At 71.8% G+C, this 16,118-nt stretch carries 16 protein-coding genes; 5 read left to right on the top strand and 11 right to left on the bottom strand.

Annotation, left to right across the window (positions count from 1 at the left end):
• The first annotated feature begins 1 nt into the window (after position 1).
• A complete protein-coding gene (locus ACIRSS_RS21200) occupies positions 2-679 on the top strand; it encodes an SDR family oxidoreductase (RefSeq protein WP_400897213.1) in 678 nt (225 codons plus the stop codon).
• Here ACIRSS_RS21200 and ACIRSS_RS21195 read toward each other — a convergent pair.
• The 3 genes from ACIRSS_RS21195 to ACIRSS_RS21185 are packed head-to-tail and all read right to left on the bottom strand — an operon-like array spanning position 676 to position 4,450.
• On the bottom strand, positions 676-1,983 hold the full coding sequence (locus ACIRSS_RS21195; RefSeq protein WP_400897211.1) for an amidohydrolase family protein: 1,308 nt from the start codon (positions 1,981-1,983) through the stop codon (positions 676-678). The two genes, ACIRSS_RS21200 and ACIRSS_RS21195, sit on opposite strands and share 4 nt — an antisense overlap.
• A 23-nt stretch (positions 1,984-2,006) precedes the next feature.
• On the bottom strand, positions 2,007-2,657 hold the full coding sequence (locus ACIRSS_RS21190; protein ID WP_400897209.1) for a response regulator: 651 nt from the start codon (positions 2,655-2,657) through the stop codon (positions 2,007-2,009).
• Complete coding sequence (locus ACIRSS_RS21185; protein ID WP_400897207.1) at positions 2,654-4,450, bottom strand: sensor histidine kinase; 1,797 nt, start codon at positions 4,448-4,450, stop codon at positions 2,654-2,656. The genes ACIRSS_RS21190 and ACIRSS_RS21185 overlap by 4 nt, the downstream gene beginning before the upstream one ends.
• A 174-nt stretch (positions 4,451-4,624) precedes the next feature.
• Between ACIRSS_RS21185 and ACIRSS_RS21180 the strand changes: the two genes are divergently transcribed.
• Positions 4,625-5,326, top strand: coding sequence for an ABC transporter ATP-binding protein (locus ACIRSS_RS21180; RefSeq protein ID WP_400897205.1), 702 nt, complete (start codon positions 4,625-4,627; stop codon positions 5,324-5,326).
• Positions 5,323-7,572, top strand: a complete 2,250-nt coding sequence (locus ACIRSS_RS21175; protein WP_400897203.1) for an FtsX-like permease family protein — start codon at positions 5,323-5,325, stop codon at positions 7,570-7,572. The genes ACIRSS_RS21180 and ACIRSS_RS21175 overlap by 4 nt, the downstream gene beginning before the upstream one ends.
• Positions 7,573-7,612: 40 nt before the next feature.
• Here the strand turns inward: ACIRSS_RS21175 and trmB are convergent, their stop codons facing one another.
• The 6 genes from trmB to ACIRSS_RS21145 all read right to left on the bottom strand — a co-directional run bounded on the left by trmB (position 7,613) and on the right by ACIRSS_RS21145 (position 12,490).
• Positions 7,613-8,308 (bottom strand): tRNA (guanosine(46)-N7)-methyltransferase TrmB, encoded by a 696-nt coding sequence (trmB, locus tag ACIRSS_RS21170; protein ID WP_400897201.1) that lies wholly within the window; start codon positions 8,306-8,308, stop codon positions 7,613-7,615.
• 9 nt (positions 8,309-8,317) lie between these two features.
• The gene (locus tag ACIRSS_RS21165) at positions 8,318-8,887 is read right to left on the bottom strand and encodes a hypothetical protein (RefSeq protein ID WP_400897199.1); all 570 of its coding nucleotides are present in this window, start codon (positions 8,885-8,887) and stop codon (positions 8,318-8,320) included.
• A gap of 156 nt (positions 8,888-9,043) precedes the next feature.
• Positions 9,044-9,799 carry a hypothetical protein gene (locus ACIRSS_RS21160; RefSeq protein WP_400897197.1) on the bottom strand — a complete coding sequence of 252 codons (756 nt, stop codon included), beginning with the start codon at positions 9,797-9,799 and terminating at the stop codon, positions 9,044-9,046.
• Positions 9,796-10,704, bottom strand: a complete 909-nt coding sequence (locus ACIRSS_RS21155) for an ABC transporter ATP-binding protein (protein ID WP_400897195.1) — start codon at positions 10,702-10,704, stop codon at positions 9,796-9,798. The genes ACIRSS_RS21160 and ACIRSS_RS21155 overlap by 4 nt, the downstream gene beginning before the upstream one ends.
• A gap of 80 nt (positions 10,705-10,784) precedes the next feature.
• Complete coding sequence (locus ACIRSS_RS21150) at positions 10,785-11,534, bottom strand: ABC transporter permease (RefSeq protein WP_400897193.1); 750 nt, start codon at positions 11,532-11,534, stop codon at positions 10,785-10,787.
• A gap of 17 nt (positions 11,535-11,551) precedes the next feature.
• Positions 11,552-12,490 (bottom strand): ABC transporter ATP-binding protein, encoded by a 939-nt coding sequence (locus tag ACIRSS_RS21145; RefSeq protein WP_400897191.1) that lies wholly within the window; start codon positions 12,488-12,490, stop codon positions 11,552-11,554.
• Positions 12,491-12,687: 197 nt separating this feature from the next.
• On the opposite strand from ACIRSS_RS21145, the gene ACIRSS_RS21140 reads away from it, so the two are divergent.
• Positions 12,688-13,275 (top strand): TetR/AcrR family transcriptional regulator, encoded by a 588-nt coding sequence (locus ACIRSS_RS21140; RefSeq protein ID WP_400897189.1) that lies wholly within the window; start codon positions 12,688-12,690, stop codon positions 13,273-13,275.
• On the top strand, positions 13,272-14,183 hold the full coding sequence (locus ACIRSS_RS21135) for an SDR family NAD(P)-dependent oxidoreductase (RefSeq protein WP_400897187.1): 912 nt from the start codon (positions 13,272-13,274) through the stop codon (positions 14,181-14,183). The genes ACIRSS_RS21140 and ACIRSS_RS21135 overlap by 4 nt, the downstream gene beginning before the upstream one ends.
• Here ACIRSS_RS21135 and ACIRSS_RS21130 read toward each other — a convergent pair.
• Together ACIRSS_RS21130 and ACIRSS_RS21125 are read right to left on the bottom strand one after the other, a co-directional pair.
• A complete protein-coding gene (locus ACIRSS_RS21130) occupies positions 14,180-14,836 on the bottom strand; it encodes a response regulator (RefSeq protein ID WP_400897185.1) in 657 nt (218 codons plus the stop codon). The two genes, ACIRSS_RS21135 and ACIRSS_RS21130, sit on opposite strands and share 4 nt — an antisense overlap.
• Complete coding sequence (locus tag ACIRSS_RS21125; RefSeq protein WP_400897600.1) at positions 14,833-15,987, bottom strand: sensor histidine kinase; 1,155 nt, start codon at positions 15,985-15,987, stop codon at positions 14,833-14,835. The genes ACIRSS_RS21130 and ACIRSS_RS21125 overlap by 4 nt, the downstream gene beginning before the upstream one ends.
• Between the last annotated feature and the right edge of the window lie 131 nt (positions 15,988-16,118).

Here is a 16,118-nt window from a genome sequence, read left to right as displayed (position 1 = left end):
CATGACGGATCTTCCCCTCGCCCTCGTGACCGGCGCTTCCCGCGGCATCGGCAAGGCGGTCGCCCACCAGCTGGCCCCGACCCACCGCGTCCTTCTCGGCGGCCGGGACGCGGCCGCCCTCGAGGCGCTGGCGAAGGAGCTTCCCGGCGCGAAGCCGTGGCCCGTCGAGCTGACCAACGCGGACTCGCTCGCCTCGGCGGTCGCGGACATCCCGTCGCTGGACGTCCTGGTCCACTCGGCGGGGGTCGCCCACCTCGGCCGTGTCGAGGAGGCGCCGGCTCAGGCGTGGCGCGACAACTTCGAGGTCAACACCCTGGCCGTGGTCGAGCTGACCCGTCTCCTGCTGCCGGCGTTGCGCGCGGCCCACGGCCACGTGGTGGTGATCAACTCCGGCGCGGGCCGCAACGCGCGTCCGGGCTGGTCGCCGTACGCGGCGAGCAAGTTCGCCGTCCGCGCCTTCGCCGACGCCCTGCGCGAGGAAGAGCCGGAGATTCGCGTGACGTCGGTCTACCCCGGCCGCACGGACACCGAGATGCAGCAGGAGATCTTCAAGGGCGAAGGCCGCGACTACGACACTTCGCACCTGCTGAAGGCGGACTCGGTGGCGACCGCGGTGGTGACGGCGGTGTCCGCCACCCCGGACGCCCACCTGACCGAGCTGATCCTGCGGCCGAACTAGGCCCGCAGCCGGGCGGCGGTCTCGGCCACCCCGGCCTGGACCTTCGCCCGATCGACCTTCAGCGACTCGCCGTCGGCGACGACCTGCTCGCCCGCGACCCACACGTCCCGGACCCGCCGCGACCCCGCCGCCCACACGAGGTTCGACAGCAGCTGCACGTCCGGCACGTCCACGCCGCACGCGAACGCCGGGTCGTCGAGGTCGATGTGCACCAGGTCGGCCCAGCGGCCCGGCTCGAGCGCGCCGATGTCGTCCCGGCCCAGCGCCGCGGCCCCGCCGCGGGTCGCCAGCAGGAAAACGTCGGCCGCGGTCAGCACCGTCGAGTCGCCCGTCGCCAAGCGGGCGAACATCGCCGAGAGCTGGAGCTCTTCCCACAGGTCGATGTCGTCGTTCGACGCCGGGCCGTCCGTGCCCAGACCCACCGCGACCCCGGCCGCGCGCAGGTCCGCGATCCGCGCGATGCCCGAAGCCAGCTTCGCGTTCGAACCCGGGCAGTGCGCCATGCCGACGCCGTGCGCCGCGAACAGCGCGATGTCGGAGTCCGAGAGGTGGATCGCGTGCGCGGCGAGCACCCGGCCGTCGAGCATGCCCAGCTCACGGAGCAGCGCGGGGACCGAACCGTGCGAGGCGCGGACCGCCGTGTCTTCCGCGGCCGCCTCGGCGACGTGGATCTGCACCAGCGCACCGCGCGCGGCCGCCGACTCCGCCGTCGCGCGCAGCCCCTCCGAGGAGAGCATGTACGCCGAGTGCGGGCCGTAGCCCAGCTCGATGCGGTCGCCGTGGCCGAAGCGCAGGCCGTCCGTGTCGATCCAGCGCTCGATCGCCGCCAGCTGCGCGCGCCAGTCGAGGCCCGGCAGCTCCATCACCGGCGGAGCGACCAGCACGCGGCCGCCCGTCGTGAGGACCGCGTCGACCAGCTGCTCGCCTTCGAAGTACATCTCGGCGCTGGTCGTGACGCCGTGGCGCAGCATTTCGACCGAGCCCAGCAGCATGCCGGTGCGGACGTCTTCGGGCCGCAGCTTCGCTTCGGCGGGCCAGATGATCTCGTTGAGCCAGGGCAGCAGCGGCAGGTCGCCGCCCATGCCGCGCAGCAGCGTCATCGGGCTGTGCGCGTGCGTGTTGACCAGGCCGGGGAGCAGGATGCCGGTCAGGGTGGTGACCGGTGCGGCGGACTCGGGGGCGGTGGCCGCCGGTCCGCAGTAGGAGATGCGCCCGTCGGCGTCCACATCGACGACCGCGTCACGCAGGAGCGAACAGGACGCGTCGGCGGGGAGAACGACAGGGGCGTGGAAACGGCGTTGCATCTCTGGATACTACGCACCCTCGATTACGAGACGACTCCACTCCGCCACGCCCACGCCGCGATCTCCACGCGGTTGCGCGCGCCGATCTTGCCCTGCACCGACGCCAGGTGCGTCTTCACCGTGGACAGCGAGAGGAACAGCTCCGCGCCGATCTCGGTGTTCGTCAGCCCGCGCGCCGCCGCCTTGACGACGTCCATCTCCCGCGCGGTCAGCGGCTCCGACGGCGGTGCCGCCTGCGAACGGGCCGAGCCGCCGTCGAAGTGCTTGAGCAGGCGGATGGTGATCTGCGGCGAGACCAGCGCGTCCCCGCGGTCGGCCGCGCGGACCGCTTCGATCAGCAGCGCCGGGCCGGCGTCCTTGAGCAAGAAGCCGTGGGCGCCGTTGCGCAGCGCCGTGTGCACGTACTCGTCGAGGTCGAACGTCGTGACCACGACCACCTTCAGCGGGTCGGCCACGTCCGGGCCGGCCAGCTGCCGGGTGACCTCGAGCCCGTCGAGGCCCGGCATGCGGATGTCGAGCAGGCAGACGTCCGGGCGCAGCTCGCGGGCCTTCGACACCGCCGAGACGCCGTCCGCGACGTCGGCGACGACCTCGATGTCGTCCTGGGCGTCCAGGATCATGCGGAAGCCCATCCGCACCATCTCCTGGTCGTCGGCGATCAGTACCCGGATCACTCGTCCCCTTCCGTGTCTTCTCCGGCGGCCAGCGGCAGCCACGCTTCGACCCGCCAGCCACCGTCCGGGCCGCGCCCGGCCGACAGCCGTCCCTTGAGCAGCGCGACGCGCTCGCGCATGCCGACCAGACCGTATCCGCCCGATCCGCCGGCCGGCCGCCGCGCCGTCTCGTGGCCGTTGTCCGTCACCCGCAAGTGCAGCTCGGCGCCGCTCACCTCGGCGAGGACGAACGCGTCCGTCGCGTCCGAGGCGTGCTTGCCGACGTTCGTCAGCGACTCCTGGACCAGCCGCAGAGCCGAGCGGCCGACCTCGTGCGGCAGGTCCGGCGGCAGGTCGAGGTGCATCGACGTCGGCACGCCGTGGTTGGCGCTCTCGACCAGCTTCCGCAGGTCGGCGCCCAGGTCGGTGGTGGCCTGCTCGCTGAACTCGCTCGACCCGGCGGGCGCGTCGCCGCGCATCGAGCGGACCAGCCGCCGCATCGCCGCGAGGGCCTCGACGCCCGCGTTCTCGATCCGGCCCATCGCCTCGACGGCCACCTGCGGGTCCTTTTCGGCCATCATCCGCGCGGCCTGGGCCTGCACGACGATCCCGGTGACGTGGTGGGCGACGACGTCGTGCAGCTCGCGGGCCAGCGCCATCCGCTCGGCGGTCTGCGCGTCGGCCACCGCCGACTTGACGACCGTGGTGCGCTCGGAGTCCCGCGACCGCAGCATCAGGCCGGTGGCGATCGAGATGCCGAGCAGCAGCGCCGCGGCGAAGGCCAGGACCGACAGGACCTGGGGGTCGCTCTGCAGGCCCCGGGGCTGGTTCGAGTTGAGGATCGCGGCGAGGGCGACGACGGCGGAGAGGAGGCCGATCCGCGGCCACGACTGGCTCAGGCCGCGGGCCCGAGTCAGGTTCACGATCACGCCCATCGCCGCGATGACCTGCACGAACGGCACCCCGCCCGGCATCGGGTAGTCGTAGCGCAGGTGCAGGAACGGCGTGACGACCGCGGACACCAGCAGGATCCCGCCGATGCCGAGCAGCGCGTCCGCGGGCCGCCGCGGCGACAGCACCGCGACGAGGGCCGCGGCGAGCGAGCAGAAGAGGATCGGGAACCCGCGGGCGTTGCTCGAGTACGTGTAGCCGAACTCGAACAGCAGCGCGAACCCGAGCAGCCCGATCAGCGGCCACTGCCCCATGGCCAGCTCGTTCACCCGCTGCAGCTTCCGCGTCCGCGGGGCGGCGTTCGGCCGGCGGTCCCGCAGCGTGATCGCGGGCACGACCGGTCCGACGAGCAGCAGCAGGCCGAACACCAGACCCTGCGACGCCGTGCCGCTGTCGATGTCGTTGATACCCCGGTACCGGCCGAAGAGCGCGACGAGGCCGCCGACGACCAGGAAGCTGACCACGCAGAACGCCACGCCCGCCCGCGCCCGCCGGGTGACGTAGTAGACCATCAATACCCCGGCCACGACCTCGGTGATGGTGATCTTCGGCAGCACGCTGGAGTACGCCGGGAGGCGGAACGCGTAGATCCACAGCGTCGAGAACACCAGCACCGCGCCGCCGGCCACCCCGGCGACCGCCGCGCGCTTCTGCGCCCACACCGCGCAGGCGACCATCGCGAACATGCCGGGCAGCAGCCCGAAGTCGATGAACTTGGGACCGTGATCGTCGAGGGCCGCCTGCGTCGTGAAGACGACGTCGAAGAGCAGCGCGGCGTACAGGACGGCCGAAGGCACGCCGATGCGCCGCACCAGGGCGGCGGCGCGGGCGTACAGCGTTTTCGGCGGGGGCGCGGCGGTCACAACGTGACGTTAGAGGATCGGGCCGCGTCCGCACCTTGGCCGAGTGGCCCGCGCTCCCTCGGCCGATCGGCCGATGCCGCACCGGGACTGACTGGCCGTCTGCCCGAAGTGGACACCGCCCGATCTCCGCGAAGCTCGTCGGCGTCAAGATCCGAACCGACAGGGGAGAACGTGGTGGACCCGAACACTCCACAATCGACGATCGGGCCGGTGCTTTCCGGCCGCGGGCTCGTGAAGCGCTACGGCGCGCAGTACGCCCTCGCCGGCATCGACATCGACATCCAGCCACGGGACGCCGTCGCGATCGTCGGGCCCTCGGGCTCGGGCAAGACGTCGCTCCTGCACGTCCTGGCCGGGATCCTCCGGGCCGACGACGGGCAGATCTTCCTGGCCGGGCAACGGATCGACCACCTCGGCGAGAAGAAGCGCAGCGAGCTGCGCCGCACCGAGTTCGGCTTCGTCTTCCAGTCGGGGATGCTGGTGGCCGAGCTGTCGGCCGAAGAGAACGTCGCGCTGCCGTCGCTGCTGGCCGGGCTCGGCCGCAAGGAGGCCATCGAAGCCGGCCGCCAGTGGCTTTCGCGCCTCGGCCTGGCCGGCAAGGAGAAACGCCGTCCCGGCGAGCTGTCCGGCGGCGAAGCCCAGCGCGTCGCGATCGCCCGCGCCCTGACCCACCGGCCGAAGGTGATCTTCGCCGACGAGCCGACCGGTGCCCTCGACACGCGCACCGGCCGCGACACGATGGACGCCCTGCTCGGCGCCGCCCACGAGACGGGCGCCGCGGTGATCGTGGTGACCCACGACCGCGAGCTGGCCGAGTCGATGCCGAAGACCGTCGCCATCCGCGACGGCCTGATCGCGACGAGGCTGGCGGCGTGAACTCGCTCCAGATCGCCCTGCGGGTGCTGAAGGTCGACCGGCGGACCCGGACGTCGGCGATCCTCACCGCGATCGGGGTGGCCGTCGCGACCGGGCTGGTGCTGCTGCTGGCGACGCTGCCGTTCGCCACGCAGAACCGCGAGCAGCGGGCCCTCTGGCAGGGCCAGGACTTCTTCAGCCGCGGCTCCGACGCCCCGGCCAAGATCCTCTTCAACTCCTCGAAGGACTACTTCGGCGGACAGCAGATCATGCGCGTCGACGTCGCGCTGGCGCCCGGGGCCACCGCCGCCGAAGTCCCGCTGCCGGCCGGGGTGCCGCAGCTGCCGGGGCCGGGCGAGACCGTCGTGTCGCCCGCGCTCGGCCGGCTCCTGCAGGCGCACCCGGCCGACCAGCTCGGCGACCGGTTCGGCAAGCCCGTCGGCGCGCTCGACGAGAACGGCCTCCGCTTCCCGGAGCAGCTCGTCGCGCTCGTCGGGCACACGCCCGACCAGATGCCGGAGAACGCCAACCCGATCGCGGGCTTCCCCGGCGGGAAGGCGCGCCCGGATCCCCTGCTCATGCTGCTGTCCTGGGTCGGGATCATCGTGCTGCTGGTGCCGAGCCTGGTGCTGGTCGCGTCCTCGGCGCGGCTGACCGCGGCCCGGCGGGAGCGGCGGCTGGCCGCGATCCGGCTGGTCGGAGCGACGCCGGGGCAGGTCACGAACATGGTGGCCGCCGAGACGACGTTGTCCGCGGGCATCGGCGCGCTGCTGGGCCTGCTGATCAGCCCGGCGCTGCACGGCCTCGCGTCGTTCGTGCCGTGGGCCGGGGGCACCTGGCTCGCGTCCGACTTCGCGCTGCCGGTCGGCCTGACGGTGTTCATCGTCCTGGCCATCCCGGTGCTCGTGGTGCTGGCCGGCGTCCTCGGCCTGCGCCGCGTGCTCAAGAACCCGCTGTTCGCGACGGGCGGCCACACGAGGAAGCCGTTGCGCTGGTGGCGTCTGCTGGCGCTGCCCGCGGCCGGGCTGTTCTTCCTCGTCGCGGTGACGACGGCGAAGGACTCCGGCGGCATCACGATGGTCATGGCGGGCCTGTTCCTGCTGGTCGGCTCGGCCGCGGTCGTCGGGCCGTGGGTGACGTCGGCGGTGGGCGGCACGTTCGTCCGGATCTGGCGGCGCCCGTCGGCGCTGCTCGCCGGCCGCCGCCTGCGGGACGACCCGAAGGGCGCCTACCGCGCTTCCGCCGGGATCGTGCTCGCGGTGTTCGCCGGGTCGATGGCGCTGACGCTGCTGCCGACGTTCGAGTCGATGGCCGGCGGCGGGCGGTCCTTCCAGGACTCCGTGCTCTACGTCGACACCGACGCCCAGCACGCGGGCAAGGTCGTCGACCAGGCCAACGCGTCGCTGCAGAAGTACGGGCAGGCCGATAAGGCCGTCGCGGTCGGCGAGGTCTACCTCGTCCAGGGCGAGGGCCGGGAGCGCACCGGCAACCGGGCGCTGGTGATGACCTGCGCGGACGCCGTCAAGCTGACCCGGTACGGCCTCACGCCGGCCAACTGCGCCGGCGGTCCGGCCGTCTTCGGCGACACGCAGCTGGACCTGGCGAAGTACAAGATCGCCCCGGAATGGGAGGCCCCCGCGGTGGCCGTGAACTCGGGTACGCGGGCGGAGGCCGTGCCGCCCCGGGACTCGGACCTGTCCAGCACGTCGATCATCGACCCGGCCGCGTTGCCGGCCGGCGTCACGCCGAAGTACGTCACCGTCGTCGCGCCGACGACCGACACCAACCGCGAGATCGTCCGGACGGCGCTGGCCGCGCCGGCCGCCGGCGAGGAGGTCGGCAGCCGCGACCAGTACCTGTTCAACCAGCAGACCGAGCTCGGCGACCTGCGCCGGGTCACGGTGATCGGGCTGATCGCCGCCGGCGTGCTCGCCGGCTGCAGCGCCGCGGTCGCGACCGCGGGCTCGGTGATGGACCGCCGTCGGACGTTCGGGGCGTTGATGGCGGCCGGCACGCCGGTGCGGGTGCTGGCGAGGGCGCTGCGGATGGAGGCCGCGCTGCCCGCGCTGGTCGCCACCATCGGCGCGGGAATCGTCGGGGTACTGGTCGGTGTTGGGCTGTACAGCATGGTCGACCCACGCGGAATCGTGCTCAGCCCGTGGCTGCTGGCGCCGGTCGTGCTCGGGGTCGGGGTGGCCCTGCTCGGCGCGTCGGTCTGCACGCCCGCCCTCAAGCGGGTCCAGGCCGAGCCGCTGGCCGAGGAATAGGGAAGGAAGTTCGCCCCTCTGTCGGGGGAGGGGCGAACTCCTACCGCTTCTCGAAGATCAGGTCGTGCGAGACGCGGCCTTCGACGTCGGCGCGCTGCTCGAACTTGGTCACCGGCCGCCACTCCGGCCGCGGCGCCCAGCCGTCGTACCGGTTGCGCAGCGCGGGCTCGGCGGAGCAGACCTCGAGCATCTGCTCGGCGTAGTTCTCCCAGTCGGTCGCCATGTGGAAGGTCCCGCCGGGCGCGAGCCGCGACGCCACGAGCGCGGCGAACGACGGCGACACGATCCGCCGCTTGTGGTGCTTCTTCTTCGGCCACGGGTCCGGGAAGAACAGCCGGACGCCGTGCAGCGTGTCCGGCTCGACGTGCTCGGTGAGCAGCACGACGGCGTCGCCGTGCAGCAGCCGCAGGTTCTCGACGCCCAGCTTTTCCGCGCGCAGCATCAGCTGGCCGAGGCCCGGGTCGTAGACCTCGGCCGCGACGTAGTTCAGCTCCGGGGCCGCGGCGGCCAGCTGCGAAGTCGTCTCGCCCATGCCGGAACCGATCTCCAGCATGACCGGGGCTTCGCGGCCGAACCACTCGGTGAAGTCCAGCGTTCCGGCGGGCAGCTCACCGACCGTGCGGCCGAGTTTCGGCCACAGTTCGTCCCACGCGCGTTGCTGCCCGACGGTCATCCGGCCACCGCGCTTGACGTAGCTGACCACGCTGCGCAGCCGGGGCTGGTCCTGGTTCTCCACCCACCGAGGTTAACGAACGGCTTCGAGCTCCCCGAGACGAGACCGCAGCCCCGCGAGTCCGGCGATCGGGATCGGGTCCGGCGTCGCCCCCGTGTGCGCGGGGAGCACGTCGATCCAGCCCGGGTGCCGGTCGGTGTTCATCACCGTCGTGGGAATCGCGTGGCCCGATTTCCCGCGTTCGGACGGCATGAACTCCCAGTAGCCGGATTCACCGTCCGCCGCCCACGGGACGAATTCCCAGCCCGGCCGCCGGCCGAGGAGCTGGGCGATGCGGTCTTCGACGCGGAACCCCTGTTCCCGCGAATCCAGCTTCCCGTCCGCGATCGCGCGGAGCCACCACGGTGCCGGGATCGGCCCGACCATCCCGGCCGAGGCGCGGAACAGGGCCAGGACGGTGTCTTCGGGCGCGCGGTGCACCCACGCCCGGCGGAGTTCGGCCGGCGTGGCCGCCGTCATGGCAGCCTGCGGGAGCTCGATCGCCCGCGACCATTCGAGGTCCAGCATCGGTTCGAGCCGGGGAGCATCGTCTTCGACGCGGGCTCGGGGAATCGTGTTGCCCAATTCTTGACCGGTGTTCACCGTCAAGGATCACCTCCAGGGGAGCGCAGACGGTTCCGGTGCTCACTTACGAATATTGCCTGGTCATAGCAGTATGTCCGGTGCCTGTGAGAGAAGCCACAGGCTCTTCATCTTTTGTTAACACGAATTTTTGAGGTATTGAGAGTGCCGTCACGCTCAGGCGTCGCGGCGTGCCGTGGTGATCACGCCGGCCACGAACAGGGCAACGCAGACCGCCGCGAAGTAGCCGAGGTAGCCCCACGGGCCGAGCGGGGCGGGCGGCAGCTGCAGCGTCCCGGCGCCGAGCCCGCCGGCGCCGACGAACTGGTCGGCCGCGTGGAACGGCATCCACTGGTAGATGTGCTTGCCGGCGCCCGGGATCAAGATCACCACGCCTTCGAGCACCTGCGTCCACACGAGCACCACGGTCAACGCGAAGGCGACACTGCGCAGCAGCAGGGCGACACCGACGCCGGCCACCGCGGCGAGCAGGAAGACCAGGCTCTGCCCCAGCACCGAACGCCACTCCGCGCCCGAGCGCAGCGCGAGGTCGGCGTCCGGGTTCACCAGCGTCGCCAGGCCCCACGAGCCGAAGCCGACGAGCAGCCCGAGCCCGGCCCCGACCGCGCCGACGACCACGACCTTGGCCAGCAGCGCGGGGACCCGGCTCGGCACGGCCTGGAACGTCAGCCGGATCGTGCCCCAGTTGAACTCCGACGCCGTCGCGAGGATCGCGAGGACGACCAGCACGGTCCGGCCGTTGCCGCTTGCGAGCTGGGTGTTGCCGACGGTCGGCGGGATCTCCGGTCCGGCCAGCGCGAAGAACAGCGCGGTGAAGCCGAGCGGCGCGGCGAACGCGAGCGCCAGGCACCACCACGGCGCCCGGGTGCTGAAGAGCTTGATGCGCTCGGCGCGGAGCAGGTTCGTGATCATCGGGCGACCTCCGCCGCGGGGAATTCGACGGCCTCACGGGTGAGGTCGAGGTAGGCCTGCTCCAGGGAGCCGGTGATCGGGCTCAGTTCGTGCAGCGTCGCCCCCGCGTCGAAGGCGAGCCGGCCGATCCGGTCACTGTCCAAACCGGACACGACGAACGCGCCGCCGGCCTCGGTGAACTCGGCCTGCCCGGTCAGCGCGGTCCGCAGCTGGTCGGCGTGCGGGGTGCGCACGCGCACGCCGTGCTGGCTCGTCCGCGCGACGAAGTCGTCCATGGTGCCCTGGTAGATCAGCCGGCCCCGCCCGATCACGACCAGGTCCTGGGCGGTCTGCGCCATCTCGGGCAGCAGGTGGCTGGAGACGAAGACGGTCCGGCCGTCGGCGGCCAGCGCGTGCAGCAGCTGGCGGATCCAGGCCATGCCCTCGGGGTCGAGGCCGTTGACCGGCTCGTCGAAGAGCAGGACACGCGGGTCACCGAGCAGCGTGCAGGCGATGCCGAGCCGCTGCAGCATGCCGAGGGAGTACTGCCCGGCGCGGCGGTCGGCGGCGCTCGTCAGCCCGACCAGGTCCAGCACCTCGTCGACGCGCTTCTCGGGGAGGCCGTTGGTCGCGGCCAGCCAGCGCAGGTGGTCGCGCCCGCTGCGGCCGGGGTGGCGCCAGGTGGCGTCGAGCATCGCGCCGACCGTCCGGAGTGGATCTTTCAGCTCCCGGTACGGGACGCCGTCGACGAGGACCGTGCCCGCGTCCGGGGTGTCGAGGCCGAGGACCAGCCGCATGGTCGTGGACTTGCCGGCGCCGTTCGGGCCGAGGAAGCCGGTGACGCGCCCCGACCGCGCGGTGAACGTCAGCTCGTTGACCGCGGTGGTGGCGCCGTACCGCTTGGTCAGTGCGTTCGCTTCGATCACCCGACGAGCCTATCGGGAACGGGAATCCGGGTCGCCCCCCGACAGCGCGACCCGGATTCCCGTTTTTCCCCTGTTTCCCCTCAGGCGTCCCGCTTCTTCGCAACCCCGAGTGCGACGAGCAGGAACACGATCGCGATGCCGGCGAAGTACGCCAGCGCCCACCCCGGGCTGAGCGGCGAGTCCGACGGCGCGGGGCCGTCGACGACCGCCGAGCCGCGCAGGAACTTGTTCGCCACGTTGAACGGCAGCCACTCGTGGATGGTGTGCCCGATCTTCGGGATCAGCTGCACCAGCTCCTCTACGGCCAAGTAGTAGATGAGCAGCAGTGCGATGGCACCGGCGCTGTGCCGGATGAGGATCCCGAGCGCGACCGCGAGCACCGCGCTGAGGGCGAACACCGGGCCGAGGCCCGCGACGTTCAGCCAGTCCTGCGACGTGTGCAGGCCCAGGCCGTCGTGCGGCCGCATGAGCATGCCGAGGCCCAGCGCCCCGAACGCGGCGATCTCCCCGATCACCAGCGCCACGAGCGCGACGACGACCGCCTTGGCGACCAGCGCCGGCGAGCGGTGCGGCACGGCCTGGAACGTCGTGCGGATGGTGTTGAACCGGTATTCGGTGGTCACCGCGAGCGCGGCGAGCACCATGACGACGGCGATGCCGAACTGCGAGCCGCCGAACTGGGTGGCCGACAGCGTGAGCTGCGCGTCGGACGGCGTCGCGCCGGCGATGATGGCGGCGAAGCCGATGGTCAGGGCCAGGGTGATGAGCGCGCACCACCACGGCGATCGGGTGGAGAACAGCTTGATGCGTTCTACCGCGAGCAGGTTCATGATCTTGGTTTCCCCGTTTACTTGGCGGACTCGAGCACGTGCTGCGCCTCGGCGTCGAGACCGGTGTGGTACTCGACGGAGTCGCCGGTGATCTGCATGAAGGCCTGCTCGAGCGAGCCGGTCTGCGGGCTCAGCTCGTGCAGCACGATCCGGTTCGCGGCGGCGATTTCGCCGATCTTGTCGCTGTCCATCCCGGACACCACGAGCGCGTTGCCCTCTTCGGCGACCCCGGCGCTGGCGCGCTGCAACGCGTCGCGCAGCTCGGTCAGCTGCGGCGAGCGCACCTTGACGGTGTTCTCCGCGGCGCGGGAGACGAAGTCCTCGGTCGAGGACTGCGAGATCAGCTGCCCGCGGCCGATCACCACGAGGTTGCTGGCGGTCAGCGCCATCTCCGAAAGCAGGTGGCTCGACACGAACACCGTGCGGCCTTCCTCGGCCAAGCGGTGCATGAACTTCCGGATCCAGAGGATGCCCTCCGGGTCCAGGCCGTTCACCGGCTCGTCGAACAGCAGTACTTCCGGGTCGCCCAGGAGGGCGGCCGCGATGCCGAGCCGCTGCGACATGCCGAGCGAGAACCCGCCGGCGCGCTTGGTCGCGACGCTGGTCAGGCCGACCGTGTCGAGCACCTCGTCGACACGGCTCGCCGGGATGCGGTTGGACTTCGCCATCCACAGCAGGTGCGCCCGCGCCGAGCGGTTCGGGTGCACCCACTTCGCGTCGAGCAGCGCGCCGACCGTGCGCAGCGGTTCCTTGAGCTGGTGGTACTTCTTGCCCCCGATGGTGACCTGACCACCCGTGGGGTTGTCCAGGCCCAGGATCATGCGCATGGTGGTGGACTTGCCCGCCCCGTTCGGGCCGAGGAAGCCGGTGACCTGACCCGCGGCCACGGAGAACGACAGGTTGTTCACCGCCAGTGTCTTTCCGTACCGCTTGGTGAGGCCGGTTGCCTCGATCATGACTGCTCCTCTTCCGCCCCTCGCTTACGACGCGTTCATCGTCGCGGGTCGGAGCCGGTTCGCGCGTCACCCTGGAGACCGAACCGGGCCCCCTACCTGAGTAGTACCTTGCTGGCTCTTCGGCCGATGCGCGATCCGTGATGACCCTGAGAGGACCCTGATTCGACGTCATTAATGAACTGTGGTTCAATAATGACGTGGCCCGGCCGAGGAGCATCACCGACGAGCGGCTGCTGGGCGCGGCGGAGACCGTGATCGGCAGGTGTGGCCCCGGTTTCACGCTCGCGCAGGTGGCCGCGGAGGCGACCGTCTCGGTCGGCACGGTCGCGCAGCGGTTCGGCTCGAAGAGCGGCCTGCTGCAGGAGATGAGCCGGCGGGCCACGCGGCGGGCGGTCGAGCACATGCGGGCGTGCGCCGAGGAGGCGGACGACCCGGTCGACGGCCTGCGCGCCGCGGCGGTGTCGGTCTACGCGGTGCTGGGTGACGCCGAAGAAGCGGCGAACCACCTGGGCCAGCTCGGCGTGGACATCGGCGACCCGGTGCTGCGGTCGCTGCTGGGCGAGCACTTCACGGCGGTCGAGGAAGAACTGCGGCGGCTCGTGCGGGCGGCGGCTCCCTCGCTGCCGCACGCCCCGAGCGTGCCGCGGGCGGCCCGGGTCGTGCTGGACGTGATCAACGGGGTGTCGATCGACTGGTCGATCCGGCCGCACGGGCAGCTGGCCGACCGGCTGGCGGAGGACGTCGACGCGGTGCTGACCGCGTGGCGGGGACGGGAGGGTTCATGAGCTTGCAGGGCAAGGTAGCCGTGGTCACCGGGGCGACCCGGGGCTGCGGACGCGCGATCGCGGTGGAACTCGGCCGCGCAGGCGCGACGGTGTACGTCACCGGCCGCACGACGCGCGAAACGGCGTCACCGCTGAAGCGCCCGGAGACGATCGAAGAGACGGGTGAGCTGGTGGAGGCGGCCGGCGGCAAGGCCGTCGTGGTCCGCTGCGACTTCACGTCGGTGTCCGATGTGGACGCCCTGAAGGCGCGCATCGAGTCCGAAGTGGACGGAATCGACATCCTGGTCGACGACGTCTGGGGCGGCGACATGTACTTCCACTTCGACGCGCCGTTCTGGGAGACGCCGCTCGAAGACGCGCTCAACCTGACGCACAACGCGCTCGACACCCACCTCATCGCGCTGCACAAGCTGCTGCCGCTGGTGGTCGCGCGGCGCGGCCTGGTCCTCGAGGTGACCGACGGCGACAACGACGACTACGTCGGCGCGGGTCTCCCCTACTACCTGGCCAAGTGCGGCATCCGCGCGCTCGGCCGGGCGCTGGGCGTGGAGCTGAAGAAGAACGACTGCGTCGGCCTCTCGGTGACGCCAGGCTTCCTGCGGTCGGAGTCGATGCTGGACCACTTCGAGGTCACCGAGGACAACTGGCGCGACGCGGTCGGCAAGCTCGCCCCGGTCGACTTCAAGATCTCCGAGACGCCGTACCTGCTCGCGCGCGGCGTCGCGGCCCTGGCGCAGGATCCGGAGGTCGCGCGGTTCGCGGGTCGGACGCTGGCGTCCTGGACGCTGATGAAGGAGTACGGCTACACGGACATCGACGGCGACCGCCCGGACTTCGGCCGCTGGCTCACCGAGGTCCGCAACGCGGGCAAGGACCCGGCGACCACCCCGCCGGACGACTACCGCTAGGCCAAGCCGGGGCGCGCGAGACCGGTTTCGTAGGCCAGCACCACGGCCTGCACCCGGTCCCGCAGCTCCAGCTTCGCCAGGATCCGCCCGACGTGCGTCTTCACCGTCGCCTCCGAGAGGAACAGCGCCTCCGCGATCTCCAGGTTCGACATGCCCTTGGCGATCAGCACGAGCACCTCGCGCTCGCGGTCGGTCAGCACGTCCAGCTCCGCGGTGTCGCGCATCGGCGCGCCGCCCGAGCCGACGAAGCGGTCGAGCAACCGGCGGGTCACCGACGGCGACACCACCGCGTCGCCCGAGGCGACCGCCCGCAGCGCCGACACCAGGTGGCCGGGCTGGGTGTCCTTGAGCAGGAACCCGCTCGCGCCACCCTGCAGCGCCGCGTAGACGTACTCGTCGAGGTCGAACGTCGTCATCACGAGCACGCGCGCGGTACCGGCCGCGACGATCCGCTTGGTCGCCTCGACGCCGTCGAGCACCGGCATCCGGACGTCCATCAGCACGACGTCGGGCCGCAGCTCCTCGGCCATCTTGATGGCCTGCGCGCCGTCGCCCGCCTCGCCGACGACGTCGATGTCGGCCTGCGCACCCAGCACCATGCGGAACCCGACGCGCATCAGTTCCTGGTCGTCGACGACCACCACCCGGATCACTTGTCCAACCTAACCGGCAGGGCCGCGCGGACCTGCCACCCACCGCCCGGAGCGGGGCCCACGTCGAGCGTTCCGCCGTACACGTGCGCGCGTTCGCGCATGCCGATCAAGCCGTTCCCACCGGGCAGCCGCTGGGACGCGCCGGCCGCGGCCAGCTGCGGGACGCGCCCGGCGCCGTCGTCGGACACCAGCACCTCCACCAGGTCGCCGGTCCGGTGCACCCGCACCGACGCGGTCGCGCCGCGGCCCGCGTGCTTGAGCGTGTTGGTCAGCGACTCCTGCACAATCCGGTAGATCCCGAGCGAGACCCCGGCGGGCAGGTCGCCGAGCTCGTCGGTCTCCAGCTCGACCGGCACGCCGGCGGTGCGCATCCGGTCGGCCAGCTCGGCGAGGGCGTGCGCGTCCGGCTGCGGCACGCGGGGTTCGCCCTCGGCGTCGTCGCTGCGGAGCACGTCGAGCAGGCGCCGCAGCTCGCCGAGCGCGCCGCGGCCGGTCTCGGAAATCGTTTGCAGGGCCCGCTGGGCGAGCTCGGGGTTGCTCTCGATCGCGTAGGACGCGCCGTCGGCCTGCACCACCATCACGCTCACCGCGTGCGCGACGACGTCGTGCAGCTCGCGCGCGATCCGGCCGCGCTCCTCCGCCACCGCGATCCGGGTGGCCTGGTCCCGTTCGGTCTCGAGCAGGTGCAACCTGGCCTCCACTTCCACGTCGTAGGCGCGCCGGGCGCCGACGAACTCGCCGAGCGTCCAGCACAGCGCGATGCCGAACGCCAGGAACAGCGCCGAGACGACGAGTTCGTCCGCCGGGCCCAGCGCCAGCTGCACGGCCGACCCGGCGACGACGGCGCCGACGTACACCAGCCCCTGCCGCCGCCCTGCGTAGACGACGACCGAATAGATGCTCATCGCCAGTGCGGCGACGCTGGAGACGCCGAGCTGCAGCGTCCCGTGCACGACACCGATCACCAGCACGACGTACGCCGACCACAGCGGCGACTTCCGCCGGAACACCAGCGGCGCCACCATGGCGACGTTCACCGGCACGGCGATGTACCACGGCGGCATTTCGGCGATTTCAGCGAAGCCGTCGGCGACGAACAGCAGCATGTCGATCAAGCCGAGCAGGACGGCGAGCACCGTGTCGCCCGCCATGGGGTGGGCACGCATCCAGAGGCTCAGCCGTCGCACCACACAACACTAGGTCGCGGGCCGGGGGAAGCGCGTCGGTCGCCGGTACCACCTTCGGTGCGACCTCCGGATGAGGTGCATGGCACGATTCACGG

It is taken from the genome of Amycolatopsis sp. NPDC101161, from assembly GCF_044768185.1.
Taxonomy (GTDB): Bacteria; Actinomycetota; Actinomycetes; order Mycobacteriales; family Pseudonocardiaceae; genus Amycolatopsis.
Note: the sequence above shows the minus strand (reverse complement) of the source record. Positions and strands in the feature narration are given on the sequence as shown.

Excerpts from the sequence above, each read along its gene's own strand:
- ACIRSS_RS21200 (WP_400897213.1), top strand. The coding sequence starts at position 2 with ATGACGGATCTTCCCCTCGCCCTCGTGACCGGCGCTTCCCGCGGCATC.
- ACIRSS_RS21195 (WP_400897211.1), bottom strand. The coding sequence starts at position 1,983 with ATGCAACGCCGTTTCCACGCCCCTGTCGTTCTCCCCGCCGACGCGTCC.
- ACIRSS_RS21160 (WP_400897197.1), bottom strand. The coding sequence starts at position 9,799 with ATGATCACGAACCTGCTCCGCGCCGAGCGCATCAAGCTCTTCAGCACC.
- ACIRSS_RS21150 (WP_400897193.1), bottom strand. The coding sequence starts at position 11,534 with ATGAACCTGCTCGCGGTAGAACGCATCAAGCTGTTCTCCACCCGATCG.
- ACIRSS_RS21145 (WP_400897191.1), bottom strand. The coding sequence starts at position 12,490 with ATGATCGAGGCAACCGGCCTCACCAAGCGGTACGGAAAGACACTGGCG.
- ACIRSS_RS21135 (WP_400897187.1), top strand. The coding sequence starts at position 13,272 with ATGAGCTTGCAGGGCAAGGTAGCCGTGGTCACCGGGGCGACCCGGGGC.
- ACIRSS_RS21125 (WP_400897600.1), bottom strand. The coding sequence starts at position 15,987 with ATGGCGGGCGACACGGTGCTCGCCGTCCTGCTCGGCTTGATCGACATG.